The sequence below is a fragment of the Dehalogenimonas alkenigignens genome (assembly GCF_001466665.1).
Lineage (GTDB): Bacteria > Chloroflexota > Dehalococcoidia > Dehalococcoidales > Dehalococcoidaceae > Dehalogenimonas > Dehalogenimonas alkenigignens.
In genome coordinates, this window is record NZ_KQ758903.1 from 672,068 (window position 1) to 685,128 (window position 13,061).

The 13,061-nt window shown below is 55.3% G+C and carries 13 protein-coding genes; 2 read left to right on the forward strand and 11 right to left on the reverse strand.

Translation table 11 applies throughout. The annotated features are described in order from the left end of the window. Positions 1-237 precede the first annotated feature (237 nt). Positions 238-1,635: a reductive dehalogenase gene (locus tag DEALK_RS03615; protein ID WP_065128687.1), complete on the reverse strand. Its 1,398-nt coding sequence runs from the start codon at positions 1,633-1,635 to the stop codon at positions 238-240. Positions 1,636-1,833: 198 nt separating this feature from the next. Here DEALK_RS03615 and DEALK_RS03620 point away from each other — a divergent pair, with 198 nt between their 5' ends. After that, positions 1,834-2,295 carry a MarR family winged helix-turn-helix transcriptional regulator gene (locus DEALK_RS03620; RefSeq protein WP_058438791.1) on the forward strand — a complete coding sequence of 154 codons (462 nt, stop codon included), beginning with the start codon at positions 1,834-1,836 and terminating at the stop codon, positions 2,293-2,295. 7 nt (positions 2,296-2,302) lie between these two features. On the opposite strand, the gene DEALK_RS03625 is transcribed toward DEALK_RS03620, so the two are convergent. The 8 genes from DEALK_RS03625 to DEALK_RS03660 form a co-directional block, all read right to left on the reverse strand. Then, positions 2,303-4,015, reverse strand: a complete 1,713-nt coding sequence (locus DEALK_RS03625) for a proline--tRNA ligase (RefSeq protein WP_058438794.1) — start codon at positions 4,013-4,015, stop codon at positions 2,303-2,305. Between the two features lie 68 nt (positions 4,016-4,083). Next, positions 4,084-4,779, reverse strand: a complete 696-nt coding sequence (locus DEALK_RS03630) for an aspartate/glutamate racemase family protein (RefSeq protein ID WP_058438796.1) — start codon at positions 4,777-4,779, stop codon at positions 4,084-4,086. Continuing rightward, positions 4,776-5,654 (reverse strand): DNA-formamidopyrimidine glycosylase, encoded by an 879-nt coding sequence (gene mutM, locus DEALK_RS03635; RefSeq protein WP_065128689.1) that lies wholly within the window; start codon positions 5,652-5,654, stop codon positions 4,776-4,778. Before mutM ends, DEALK_RS03630 begins: the two co-directional genes overlap by 4 nt. A gap of 146 nt (positions 5,655-5,800) precedes the next feature. Beyond that, positions 5,801-6,403: a phosphatase PAP2 family protein gene (locus tag DEALK_RS03640; RefSeq protein ID WP_058438798.1), complete on the reverse strand. Its 603-nt coding sequence runs from the start codon at positions 6,401-6,403 to the stop codon at positions 5,801-5,803. Between the two features lie 2 nt (positions 6,404-6,405). Continuing rightward, positions 6,406-9,162 carry a DNA polymerase I gene (polA, locus tag DEALK_RS03645; protein WP_058438800.1) on the reverse strand — a complete coding sequence of 919 codons (2,757 nt, stop codon included), beginning with the start codon at positions 9,160-9,162 and terminating at the stop codon, positions 6,406-6,408. 134 nt (positions 9,163-9,296) lie between these two features. Next, positions 9,297-9,857 (reverse strand): hypothetical protein, encoded by a 561-nt coding sequence (locus DEALK_RS03650; RefSeq protein WP_058438803.1) that lies wholly within the window; start codon positions 9,855-9,857, stop codon positions 9,297-9,299. A gap of 143 nt (positions 9,858-10,000) precedes the next feature. Then, the gene (locus DEALK_RS03655; RefSeq protein WP_058438804.1) at positions 10,001-10,258 is read right to left on the reverse strand and encodes a DUF4342 domain-containing protein; all 258 of its coding nucleotides are present in this window, start codon (positions 10,256-10,258) and stop codon (positions 10,001-10,003) included. Positions 10,259-10,322: 64 nt separating this feature from the next. Further along, on the reverse strand, positions 10,323-10,736 hold the full coding sequence (locus DEALK_RS03660) for a response regulator (protein ID WP_058438806.1): 414 nt from the start codon (positions 10,734-10,736) through the stop codon (positions 10,323-10,325). Positions 10,737-10,949: 213 nt separating this feature from the next. On the opposite strand from DEALK_RS03660, the gene DEALK_RS03665 reads away from it, so the two are divergent. Then, positions 10,950-11,315 carry a helix-turn-helix domain-containing protein gene (locus DEALK_RS03665; protein ID WP_058438808.1) on the forward strand — a complete coding sequence of 122 codons (366 nt, stop codon included), beginning with the start codon at positions 10,950-10,952 and terminating at the stop codon, positions 11,313-11,315. Between the two features lie 6 nt (positions 11,316-11,321). Here DEALK_RS03665 and DEALK_RS03670 read toward each other — a convergent pair whose 3' ends face one another. Both DEALK_RS03670 and DEALK_RS03675 read right to left on the reverse strand, forming a co-directional pair. Next, complete coding sequence (locus DEALK_RS03670; RefSeq protein WP_058438811.1) at positions 11,322-12,110, reverse strand: metal ABC transporter ATP-binding protein; 789 nt, start codon at positions 12,108-12,110, stop codon at positions 11,322-11,324. Continuing rightward, positions 12,103-12,966: a metal ABC transporter permease gene (locus tag DEALK_RS03675; protein WP_058438813.1), complete on the reverse strand. Its 864-nt coding sequence runs from the start codon at positions 12,964-12,966 to the stop codon at positions 12,103-12,105. The genes DEALK_RS03670 and DEALK_RS03675 overlap by 8 nt, the downstream gene beginning before the upstream one ends. Positions 12,967-13,061: the final 95 nt, after the last annotated feature.

Below are 13,061 nucleotides of genomic sequence, written 5' to 3' on the forward strand. Positions count from 1 at the left end.
TTTTTTAGTAACCGGTAGGTGCCCGGTTTGTTCGGTGGTTTTTATTCCGATTATTACCGTAATCGGGTTAATCATCATCGACCGCGTAACATATTATAATATCCTATACGATCTGTAAATACGCATTTATGCGTATTATTAATAAGTAATCGATAACGTCGACTCGTCGGGCACCCGTGAAGAAGGAGCAGTGTACACTGCTCCTTCTTAAGATCCTGATTCGGTGTTGCGGTTGAATTACCAGATATTCTTGCCCGAACCCAGGGTAGTATCAGCCTGCCATTTGTCCAGATCCCGCGACCACCAGTCGGTCAACTCCTTATCACTCTTGGCTTTAGCGTAGTCAAATGCCCGGTCCATGGTGGCAAAGAAGCTATTGAAGACAGGTGTGGTCGCCGCGGCGGCGCGGACAATTGGGTGGATCACGCCGTCTGAAGCATGATTGAATGGGCAGGTTGCCTGACAGTTGCCGCAGGCGCCGGGCGAACCGAAGTCGATGCAGGATTGCCAGTTCATGAAAAAGCCTTTGAAACCGGGGCGGTTGCCGGTACTGGCTGTATCCCATGTCGTGTCATTATCCTGGGAGATAGATTCCGAAGGACAGCGCTCGCCGCAGCGGACGCAAGTTTTACAGAAGGTTATCAGTCCCGCATCCATCGGTGGGGTGGGAGCCAACGGCAGATCAGTGAAGAAGTAGTTGGTATAACGCACCATAAGGCCATATCGGGGTGTTAACAAGGAGGTGGCTCTACCCTGTTCTCCCAGCCCCGAGAAAATGCCCAGAGGCACATTAGCGCGGACACCGGTCTTGAGGGCTTGGTAGCCTAATGTTTTAACCATACGCATTGCGGCATAGCCGGTTTGGGAGGAGTTGGAATAGGCGTGACCGATTGCTTGATTGCCCAGTGCCAATTTTGTGCCATACCCGCCGGGCATACTGTCATCCAACCGCAGCTGATACAGGCTTTGAATGTAGTTCTGCTTAACGGCGAAAGTCAGCATGTATTTACACTTTTCAGGAATGTGGTAGACCTTCTTCTCATCCTGATACCCCTTATCGCTCGAATCGAAGACAAAACCCGATGCGTCGAAGATTTTTTTAGTCTTGTCATTGACTTCAAGGGCGCCGGTCAATACTGCGCCGTAAGTGTGCAGGGCGGCACGCATCATCTGAAGGTTGTTTTCAGGGGTGTCCTCCCATCTTTTACCCTCGGCATTGGCTGGCAGGCTAGCTGACGGGCCGTCCCAGGGTGCGTCCGGGCCGATGAAACTTGAGCCTTGGCCGAAAGCGTAATCCCGGAGCGAATCGCCCGGAGCCTTGGATGCGAAGGCCGCCTTTTGAATGTTGTTGTCACGGATAGTATTGGCGTCTTTCGCTGCCTGATTGATCGTGGGCATGGCATTTATTTTATTGTCGTAAGGTTTGAACGTGTTCCAGTCGATCTCATTTGTTGGATCATTGAATTCTCGATCCTTCACCCACCAGGGATGCGACTGGTTGGTTGACGTAGCCGCCAAGTCATCAAGATCTTTGAAACCTGGAGCCATGGCGGCTGCGGCGCCGACGCCAGCACCGGCCAGACCGACAGCCTTCATGAAGTCGCGGCGGGATAGGGTTGCGTGGTATTTACTCACAGTGATGCCTCCTAAAGTTACATTTTGCAATATGTCGTATTCGATATTATAACAAACGTTAGTAAAATTACATCGTACGTAAGGACTAGTACTAGTAAGCATATATGCCTATTTTTAGTTAAGAAAAGGTTAAGTTGATTGTGATAGGCTGGGGGAACTGTGTTAAAATGCGGCGTGTGAACTGGAGGAACCTCAAACATGACTTCAGGGGCAAGTGAAGCGTTTATTTCTGATGCTGATCTGATATTCATCCTGTTCCGGGCGAGGCAAAGCATCTACCGCCTGAGCGAAAAGGAAGTCGCAAAACATGGTGTCACCCTGGAACAGGCTACGGTGATGAGGCTGTTAAAAGCAAAAAACGATATCTCGATCGATGAAATCTGCCGCATAATGATTCGGGAACACCATACAATCTCCAGTCTGATCAGGCGGATGTCCAGGAAAAACCTGGTAACGATTAAAAAAGGCGAACGAGGAAGAATCGAGCTTGCTTTAAGCGACAAAGGCGCCGAGATATTAGAGCGAATCGAAGCTTCAAGGTACCGTGAGGGATTTATATCAATGCTGAATGCAAAAGAAAAGCAGCAGCTTGCGGGTTACCTAAAAAGAATAACCGATACCGCACTTCAAAAGGCCGGTAAGGCTGAGGTTCGGGGTTAAAGCCCGATCAGCCCGCGGACGGCATCTCCCTCTCAATGACCGCTTTCACTTCTGCCACGGCATTTTCGACAGTGACGATGACGAACGCTTTCTCATTGCGTTTTTTAAGTTCCATCCCGCCCTTGTCCAGGGAACGCGGGCTGATGGTAATGCGAATGGGCATCCCCAGTAAATCGGCATCATTGAACTTGACGCCGGGCGAATCGATCCGGTCATCGTACAAGACCTCAACGCCCGCCGCTCTCAGATCTTCATACAATTTCTCGGCTGCCGCCCTAACCCTTTCGTTATCCAGCGACAGGGCGCATAGCTGCACCTGGTACGGGGCGATGGGCATCGGCCAGATAATGCCTTTGTCGTCGTGGTTCTGCTCGATGGCCGCCGCCAGCAGCCTGCCCACGCCGATGCCGTAGCAGCCCATAATGCACGGCCGCTGGTTACCCTCGGCATCGGCGTAGGTGGCGCCGAAAGTTTCAGCCAGGAAGGTGCCCAGCTTGAAGACATGGCCGACCTCGATGCCTCGGGTGGATTCAAGGGTTCCACCGCAGCGGGAGCACTTCGCTCCGACGCTGGCCGAGGCGATATCGGAGGTCTTGTAGGGATTAAAGTCGCGCCCCAGGACGATGTTTTTCATGTGGCGGCCGGCGACGTTGGCGCCGCCGACGTAGTTAACCGATGAGACGATAGAATCATCGGTGATGACCATGGCTCTATGCCCCACCGGAGAAGCGGAACCGGCGATGATGCCCTGCCCAGTCACTTCCTCGGCGGTGGCCAGCCGCAGGTCGGTAGCTTTGAGCAGATTCTTGAGCTTGACCTCGTTAATCTCCAGGTCGCCGCGGATGACGGCGATGATAAATTCCTTATCCGCCACGTAAAAGACGCACTTGAGCATCTGGCTCGGCGCCAGGCTGAGGAAAGCGGCCACGTCTTCGATGGACTCCTTGCCTGGAGTGGCAACTTCCTCGATCGGCAGCGGCAATTGGGCGGCGGCGGCGCCTTTGTCGAATTTGGCCTTCTCGACGTTGGCGGCGTAGCCGCAGCCGGAGCAGAAGATGACCTCGTCTTCGCCAGACTCGGCCAGCACCATGAATTCGTGGCTCGCCTTGCCGCCGATAGCCCCGGAGTCCGCCTCGATGGCTATAGCCCGCAACCCGCATCTTTTATAGATGTTCTTGTAGGCCTGCACCATCTTCTGGTAAGAGACTTCCAATCCGGCCTCATCGGCGTCGAAGGAATACATGTCCTTCATTATGAACTCGCGGACGCGGATCAGCCCGCCGCGGGGCCGAGGCTCGTCGCGGAGTTTGGTCTGTATCTGGTACAGCCGCTGCGGCAAATCCCGATACGATTGGATGTACTGCGCGGCCAATGAGGTGACTACCTCTTCGTGAGTCGGGCCGAGGGCGAGGGTCCGCTCCTTGCGGTCCTGCAGCTTGAACAGGTTGGCCCCAAAGGCTGCGCCGCGGCCGGATTTCTCCCACAGATCAACGGGCTGCAGCACCGGCATGGTGATCTCCTGGCAGCCGGCGGCGTCCATCTCCTCGCGGATGATGTCCATAATTTTGCGCGCAGTGCGCCATGCTAGCGGCATCATCGAATAAACGCCGGCGGTAAGCTGGTTGATCATGCCCGCCCGCAGCAGTAGTTGGTGAGATATCGTCTCCGCCTCGCCGGGGATCTCGCGCTGCGTTTTACCGAAAAGCTGGGATACTCTCATTAATAACCTCGCCTCAAATACCGATAGGAAAGCATATCTAAAACGGTGGCGTTAAGCAAAGGGCTGGATTACTCCGCTACTGCTCGCCGCACGGCTGCCTCCGCATGTATCTTTACCGTGTCAAAGATCGGCACCTTCGAATCGCTCTGCTTGATCAAGAGCGGTAATTCGGTGCAGCCCAGAACGATACCCTCGGCGCTTCTTTTTACTAGATTCTCGATTATTAACCGACAAGCCGGGTTCGAGGTGGGCAGGACGCAACCGCGGCACAACTCTTCGTAAATGATGGAGTTAACCATCCGCTGCTCGTCTTCTCGCGGCACCACCACCTCGATGTCGAATTTTTCCTCCAGCCGCCTGCGGTAGAACTCCTCACTCATGGTGAAGCGGGTTCCCAGCAATCCGATCTTTTTCAGTCCGGCTTTGGTGATGGCCTCACCCGTGGCATCGGCGATGTGCAGGACCGGCAACCGGGAAATTGCCTCAACCTGGTCGACGACCTTGTGCATCGTATTGGCGCAAATGACCAGAAAATCTGCACCGGCGTCTCGAAGCGCCCTGCCCCGCTCCCCCAGCAACGCCCCCAGTTCGTGCCACTCCCCGGCGCTCTGCCGCTTCTCGATCTCCTCGAAGTCGAATGAATACAAGAGCACCTTGGCGGAATGCAGCCCGCCAAGCGCCTTGGCCACTCCCTCGTTGATCAAACGATAGTACGTCGCCGTGGAATTCCAGCTTATGCCGCCAACCAGTCCGATAGTTTTCATCGCTTTGAATCTTGGGACTTTAAATTTGTTTCGGATTTGGTGTTTTCGGCTTCAGAGTCAACGTTCAAGACCTGGCATTTTGGACAAAAATATGTACCTCTTCCTCGCACCACAATCCTCTCCAGTGCCTCGCCGCACCGGGAACAGTTTTCACCGCGGCGGTGGGCAACCTTAAAGGCAAAATGGGCGTGACCCAGCTCCCCGCCCGGCCGGACGTAGTTGGCGATGCTGGCGCCCTTGGCTTTGATGGCGGTGGCGAGGATGTGCTGGATCGCCGTGTGCAGCGTGCGGTACTCAGCCGGTGACAGGCTGTCCGCCGCCCGCAGCGGGTGGATTTTGGCCTCGTACAGCGCCTCGTCGGCGTACATGTTGCCTATGCCGGCGATGAGTGTTTGGTCTAACAGCGTTGGCTTGATGAGCCCTTTGCGTTTCTTCAAAATCGATTCGAGGACCTCGGCGGTGAACTCCGGCTCTAGCGGTTCCGGGCCGAGTTCGTCGAGCGCCGCGTCACCTTCGACCACTCGCATCCGGCCGAACTTTCGCGGGTCGCGGAAGTAGATTTTCATTCCATCCTCAAGAGTGATCTCCACCCGGTTGTATGGCGGCGGCTCGATGCCTGCCTCTTGGGCGATCAAGGCGCCGGTCATCTTGAGGTGGGTCAGCAGCCTTTTTCCGTTCGACAGTTCCCAGACGATGAACTTCCCCCGGCGGCGAACATCGACAACCGTTTGCCCTTTGAGACCGGATATGAACTCTTCGGCGCTGTTGCCCTTGACCGTCCCCGGCCAGGTTACCTTCACGTCCTCAATGCAGCGCCCCAGGACGTAAGGCCGAATCTCGTTGGTGACAGTTTCAACTTCAGGTAATTCAGGCATCTATCCCTCTCGTCATTCTGAGTCCCTCGGCGGAAGGACGAAGATTCCGTCCTATTTTTTTTCATTCCGCAAAAGCGGGGAATCCATAGAATCCGTTTGTAGTGAGCTTGCCGAACCATGAGTGGACTTCCGGGTGATAATCTCGATTATGTCTCAGCACTCCTCTGATTATCAACCGCCCGCAAAACCGGCGCCAGCAGCAGTATCCCCAGTAAAAAGCCGCCGAGTACATCCGTCGGCCAGTGCGCTCCAAGGTACACCCGGGAAAAACCGGTCAGGACAACAAGAGCCACCAGTCCGATGCGCCAGCCGATCAACCATCTTCGATTACCAACCACTTTCTGGAGGGTGAAAAACAGGTAGCCGGCAAAAACCGTGAAGTACGAAGTGTGTCCGGAGACGAACGCCAGCCCGCCGCCGTCGGGCCTTGTTCGGTCGAAAATGTTCTTGACACCGCTAGTGGTTGCGGCGACTGCCGCCAGGACGATGACGAACCCCAATGCCTCCCGGCGGTTCCCTTTGACCCACAACCAGATGGCGAACGGGGCCGCAACCAGGATCGATGGCGCTGTTTCGCCCAGGAAAGACACCACTCGCATCGGCGTGTCGAGGAACGATGGATTTAGCCCGTGGATGGCGTTGAAAACAGCCGTATCAAAAGGCAGTGCCGGGCTGTTCCCAGCCAGCACGGCCAGCAGGGTAAAAGCAAGGAGCGTGAATAAGTACGAGGTCGTCGGGAACAGGCGCAATGCTATTCCATCTCGCCCCAGTTGGCGCCGTATTTGAGGTCCACCTTCAGAGGTACGTCGAGCTTGATTGCCGCCGCCATCAGCCGCGGCGCTAACTCCGACATGTGGATGAGTTCATGCTGCGGCACTTCGAAAATGAGTTCATCATGCACCTGCAACAGCAACCGGCTGTGGAGCTTGCGCTGGTTCATTTCCCGACAGACGTCAAGCATGGCAACCTTGATGATGTCCGCCGATGTCCCCTGCACCGGCATATTGATGGCCATGCGCTCCGCCGCTTCCCGCACCTGGCGGTTTGAGGCATTAATGTCCGGTATATAGCGGCGGCGGCCAAGAATGGTCTCGACATACCCCTGTGACCGAGCCTTCTCCTTGGTCGCCCCTAGGTAGGCAGCCACGCCGGGGTAGCGCTCGAAATAGGTGGCGATGAACTTCTGGGATTCCTGGCGCGACATTTCGGTCGCCTGCTCCAGGCCGTAGTCGCTCATGCCGTAGATAACGCCGAAATTGACCGTCTTGGCAAAGCGGCGCATGTCCTTAGTGACGTCCTCTCTGGGTACGCCGTACAGCCGTACTGCGGTAGCGGTATGAATGTCCTCGTCAGCTTTGAAAGCGGCAATCAGGTCCGGATCGCCGGACAGGTGGGCTAGCGCTCTTAGGTCGATCTGGGAATAGTCGGCCGCCAGCAGCACGTGACCGGCAGGGGCGATGAAAGCTTTCCGGATTTCCCTGGCCAAATTTCCCTTGATCGGGATGTTCTGCAGGTTGGGATCGGACGATGACAGGCGACCGGTGGCGGTACGCGCCTGGTTGAAGCTGGTGTGCAGCCGCCCGTCGCACGGCGACACCATTGTCGGCAGAGCGTCGACATAGGTGGACTTCAGCTTGGCCAGGGTACGGTATTCGAGAATCTTACCGACAATGGCATGCTCGTCCTTCAGTTGGTCAAGGACCGCGGCGTCGGTGCAGAAACCGGTCTTGGTCTTCCGCCCGGCTGGCAGGTGCAGTTCGCCGAAAAGAACATCGCCGAGTTGCTTCGGCGAGGCGATATTAAACTCGTGCCCGGCTATGGAATAGACGTCGTTCTCAATTGCCTTGAGGGCTTCTCCGATTTCGATTGACATTTTTCCTAAGCGCTTAATGTCAAGGGTGATGCCTGAGCGCTCCATATCCATAATTAATGGCACCAGCGGCATCTCCACCTCGGTAAAGAGTTTCCATTGGTTCTGCTCCTTGAGTTGTGGCTCCAGGTGCTCGGCCAGGCGGATGGTCATGTCCGCGTCGGCGCAGGCGTACTCCGCTGTCTGCCGCAGCCCGCAGCGGGAGATGCATATTTGGCTCTTGCCCTCGCCGATGAGCTCGGTGATCGGCGTCATCTCTACGCCGAGGTGGGTTGATGCAAGGTTCTTAAGTCCCGGCGCCTTCTCGCCAAGGAGATGTGCCGCTAGCATGGTGTCGAATTCCAGGCCGGAGACGGTAAAGCCCGATGTCCGCAGTATCTGCAGGTCGAACTTGGCGTTGTGGGCTATCTTGGCGATCTTCCTGTCTGCGAACACCGGTCCGATGACTTTCTTCACCTCGGACAGTTCGAGTTGCACTCCTTCAACGCCAACGTGCCCAACCGGCAGGTAGAAGGCATTGCCCGGCGACAGGGCGATCGACAAGCCCACCAGTTCCGAAGTCAGGGTGTCGAGGCCTGTCGTTTCCGTGTCCAGGGCAAATCTCGTTGATTTCGCCAGCTTGTTGGCCAGGTCGGCCAGCTTCTCCGGCGTGTCTATCAGAGTATAGCGGCATTCGACGGACGAAATATTCGGGGCCAAAGGTGTTCGCGATCCAGTGGATCGACCGTCTGCGGCGGCGGAAGATACGGTACTAACCCTGGGTAGCCGGTTGATCAGGCTGGTGAATTCCAATTCGCGTAAAAGCGGGATGACCTTGGTGCTTTCGAAGCGGGCAATCCGGCACGCCTCGATGTCGAATTCTATCGGTAAATCGGTGACTATCGTTGCTAGCTTCAGGCTCCGCCGCGCCGCCGCTTCCTCACGTCGCAATAGTTCTCGGGTCTTCTCGGGTTTCACCAGTTCGATGTTTTGATAGATCTCTTCGATGCCGTCGAACTCGGAAAGCAGCTTTACCGCCGTCTTGGTCCCGATGCCCGGCACTCCGGCGATGTTGTCGGAAGGGTCGCCGACCAGGGCTTTGTAATCGGCGACTCGATGGGGCGGCACGCCGAATTTTTCCATAACATCTGCGGCGCCGTATAACTTTGTATCGGAGAAAGTGCCGCCGGGCTTTGGGTACAGGACTTTCACCTCGTCGTCAACGAGTTGCATGGCATCGGCGTCGCCGGTGACGATGACCACCTCTGCGCCGGCTTTTGCCGCCCGCCGTGCCAGGGTGCCCAGTAAATCGTCGGCTTCAAAACCCTGCTGCTCGAAGACCGGCATGTCGAAGGCGTCCACCAACTGCCGGACGCGGCCCATCTGGGCGATAAGCTCTGGAGGTGTCGGCGGGCGGTGAGCCTTGTACTCCTCGGCCATTTCGTGCCGGAAGGTCGGTCCCTTCCTGTCGAAGGCGATGGCGTAGCAGTCTGGCTTCAAGTCGGACAGCACTTTCAAGAGGATGTTGGCGAAGCCGAAGACCGCCGAGGTCACTTCTCCCGTTTTCGATACCATTAGCTGCCGCCCGTGGGCGAAAGCGTGGAACGCCCGGTGCACCAGCGCCGAGGCATCAAAAAGCACTAAACGAGGTTTGCTCATGGCGGAATTATAACAGAAATGGAGTCTGAATTAGGGGGGACGCGTTGCCTTGTTATTCATTCCTTATAGGCGGGGGACCATCGATCGGTTGTTGGGAGCATGGGCAGACCGGGCGGTCCGGAGTCGCTCTTGAATCAGACAGGCGCAAACCGGCTTAGTTCGCCCTGACTGGAAAAAATACCGCCGGGGCAGGCCTGGCGGGTTACGATAGAAATGGATAGTATTGGAATACCCATTTCAATCTGATTGTTATATGAAACGACCAGGTTGTGGTAGTGGCAGAAGTATTGATGGGAGTCTTTTTCGAAACGGATATTATTCCGCCCGACCACGGCGTCGATCAGCCGGGCAAAACGGAGGTTGCCGTAAACGATCGCTCCGGCTTTGCCCCATATTCCTTCGAAGAACAGGTGACCGTGGAAATTCTCCAGACGGTTGCGGTTGAAGGTCACGTCTATCGTGCCGCCGCGGTTGAGGCTCTCCTTGAACTGGTAAATCCGCTGGTCGCCGCCGTCATACAGACTGAAGACGGCATCGCCCCTCTCAGGTGTGTGAGTCACGTCGGCCAGCCGTCTTTCACCCACCAGCCTCAAGATGTCTTCCGGACGCCGGAAGTCATCGTAGTGGTGCAACACGGTCTCTATCAACTTGAGATAGGATACTGACTTTTCAGGGTCGTATTGTCGCAGGCGCAATACTATCTCTCCAGCCCCGAATACTATCACTCGAGGTTAGAAAAAACAAGATACGGAGGTTATTATTGTTTTTCCCGAGTTAATTACTAACACCTGCACAGCGGCCCGCGACTTCTGATGATTCACCCGCGCTATTTCCCCGGTTATGCCGGTGACTCGTCTACCTTTTCGACCTCGATAGTGCATTCGGTAACCAGCGCCGCGAAGGCGCCAACAGCGGCCAGAAGCGGTGCCGCGAGGATGCCCACCGCGGCTACTGGTGCTCCGACAGAAAGTGGAATATCGATAATTGCTTTACCCTCATGGATTAATCGAACCCGCCGTATATTGCCCTGGCGGATCAAGTCTTTTACCTTACCGACAACTTTCTCTCCGGAAATGCTGAATTTTTCAGTTGACATACGCGAGTTTCCTCCTGAATTATCCTTCGATCTTTCATATGATGTCTTGGTTTTTCAGGAATTGTCAGTTCACCGCTATCGTTTCAGATAACGGCGGGCTGAGGTACCGCCGGCCGGATTGAGCCTCACGGATTGCGGTCACCAGGTGCTCCACCCCCGCTTCCTTGAGAACATAACCATATGCTCCGGCTTCAATAGAATCAAGGACGTAAGGAGTATCCCCGTAAGTGGAAAGCACCACCGATCTGACCGGCAGTTTTTTCTCCTTAATAATTTTGAGGAGTTGGATCCCTGAAAGGTTGGGCATAGAAAGGTCTGTGACAAGAATATGTGGGCGGTGGTTTTCAATCAATAAAAGTGCCGCAGCCCCGTCACTCGCCTCAGCCACAACGTGGAAGTCCGGTTCATATTCCAGTAAAGCTTTAATACCCCGTCTTACGATAGCATGATCATCGGCCAGAACTATTGTGGTCTTCACAACGACAACTCTCCCAACCGTGGCGATCCTTTGGACTCAAACAGACGCATTATTTGTTTTCCAAATTTGCGTATTATTCTAAAAATATTAAGAACTGATTCTACTGTACACCTAATAAACCCATTATTCAACACACAGTTGTCTTTTGAATTTCAATTACAAAAGCATTAATATTTGTGCTGAAAAAAATACTTTCAGTAATACAGGGACTTGATGTCAATCGGTGACAGGATTCGAAGAAAAAGAATCGGATTGAGGCTTACCCAACTGGATCTCGCAAAACAGCTGGGTATCACGCCGCAACACGTTTCAGCGATAGAAAAGAATCATCGCCTGCCTTCGATAGAGATCCTGGACAAGCTGGCCGAGGCACTTGGAGTCAGCATAGATTTTTTAGTAAACGGCCATTCGTCGATCCTTCAGGATCTGATCTCCTCGATTCAAGCGGACCGCCGCTTATCTCAGAGAGCGCGTAATACCATATTCTTAATGTTGGAAGAGCTGTACCAGAAAGCTTCTCCCTCAGAGAAAAGGATCATTATTAGTTACCAAAAGAAACTAAACAGAAACGCAGGTTAGTTGCCGTCACCGATGCTCATGGTGGGGGTGGACGCACTCAAGGACGGTGAAGCGTTTCTGGTCGCCGCCGATGACGATGCCGAAGGTCTCCAGCAGCGCTTGAGGTGTCAACACATCGTCCGGCGGACCAAGGGCGACAACGCGGTGGGCCAGAAGCATTACCTGGTGACACAGCGCAGCCTCGTCCTGAACGTCATGAGTCGCTACCACGACGGATGCGCCGCGGCAGAGTTCATCCTTGATGGCCTGCAGGTAACGTTCCCGCCCGCCGACATCCAAGCCGGCCGTCGGCTCGTCCAGAACTAAAAGATCGGCCCGGTGGGCCAGCACCTGGGCAAGAAAAATGCGCTGCTGTTGGCCGCCGGACAGGGCACGCAGCGGGGCGTCGGCCAGCCTCTCCACATCCATGACCGCCATCGATTGGCGGACGATATCTCGGTCCTCGGCGTTCATCCGGCCCATAAGCCCTAATCGGGGGTAGCGGCCCATGCTAACAACATCGGCAGCCCTGAGCGGCATAACGAAGCCTGAAGTGTGGAACTGCCCCAGGTAAGCGATGCGTTTGGGGTTGCGGCCGGGTTTGTCACCGAAAATCTGAAGATCACCGCCCAGCTGAGGCAGTAATCCTACTATGGTTTTCAGCAGTGTCGACTTGCCTGAGCCGTTGGTGCCGATGAGGGCGATGGCCTGCCCTTCTGCCAGTTCGAAATTGATTTTATCGACGACCTTGACCCCATTATAGCCAATGGTCAGGCCGCGGGCGGCGATGTCAGGGACGTGCGCCAGACTAACCATCGGTTGCCTCCTCCGAGTGCTCCGGCAGGGACGGCGTGCGGGTCCGAAGATTCTGGATGGTGAAGACGACGAAGAAAATAATCGTGGCCACCAGTATGACGGCAGCCCCGGCGGCCAGATTGAAATGGTAGCTCAGAAGCAGGCCGGCGTACATAGATAGCGTCCCGAAACCGGCCGCCCATACCATCATGGTGCCGATGCGCGGGGCTAGAAGCGCCCCCGCCCCGGCTGGCGCAATGAGTAGTCCGAAAACCAGGAGCGTCCCCACCGTCTGGAAGGAAATGATGATAGTGGCGGCGATGAGCATTAGCATCAGGTAATGGTATTTTTTTGACAAAAAGCCGGCCACCTGGGCCTGCTCCGGGTCGAAAGCCAGCAGCATGAAAGGGCGGGCGCAGATAAAGGCGACAGCGGCAATGCCAAGCGTGGCGATGAGTTGGACCACGATGCCTTCCGGGGTTATTCCCAAAAGTTCACCGAAAAGGATGCGCGTCAGGTCACCGGAGAAAGAACTGGAGCGCGATACAATAACCACACCCAGGGCCAGCATCCCCACGAAGAGGAGCCCGATGGCCGTATCCGAGGACAGGCGGGAGCGCTGTGTGATCAAGGTTACCCCTCCGATCATCACTGCTGCTCCCAGAGCGGCGCCCAGCAGACCGGGAAATCCCAACAGCATTGCTACGGCAATACCAGGCAGAACGCCGTGAGCCAGAGCGTCGCCTATAAAAGCCAGTCCGCGCAGCACGATGAACGTCCCGGCGATGGCGCAGGCAACTGACACCAGGACTCCAGCCAGCAAAGCCTGGACCATAAACTGGTTATCTGAGAACGGGACGACGAAAATATCTAGCATCGGAGCGTTAAATACGAAGCATAAAATCCGAAATACCAAACAGATTCAAAATCATCATAAAAATTAAACGGCAGCTCGGTCATTGCGGATTTCAC

Coding starts and splice junctions, on each gene's coding strand:
- DEALK_RS03665 (WP_058438808.1), top strand. CDS start 10,950: ATGTCAATCGGTGACAGGATTCGAAGAAAAAGAATCGGATTGAGGCTT.
- DEALK_RS03655 (WP_058438804.1), bottom strand. CDS start 10,258: ATGTCAACTGAAAAATTCAGCATTTCCGGAGAGAAAGTTGTCGGTAAG.
- DEALK_RS03675 (WP_058438813.1), bottom strand. CDS start 12,966: ATGCTAGATATTTTCGTCGTCCCGTTCTCAGATAACCAGTTTATGGTC.
- DEALK_RS03630 (WP_058438796.1), bottom strand. CDS start 4,779: ATGAAAACTATCGGACTGGTTGGCGGCATAAGCTGGAATTCCACGGCG.
- mutM (WP_065128689.1), bottom strand. CDS start 5,654: ATGCCTGAATTACCTGAAGTTGAAACTGTCACCAACGAGATTCGGCCT.
- DEALK_RS03670 (WP_058438811.1), bottom strand. CDS start 12,110: ATGGTTAGTCTGGCGCACGTCCCTGACATCGCCGCCCGCGGCCTGACC.
- DEALK_RS03625 (WP_058438794.1), bottom strand. CDS start 4,015: ATGAGAGTATCCCAGCTTTTCGGTAAAACGCAGCGCGAGATCCCCGGC.
- DEALK_RS03620 (WP_058438791.1), top strand. CDS start 1,834: ATGACTTCAGGGGCAAGTGAAGCGTTTATTTCTGATGCTGATCTGATA.
- polA (WP_058438800.1), bottom strand. CDS start 9,162: ATGAGCAAACCTCGTTTAGTGCTTTTTGATGCCTCGGCGCTGGTGCAC.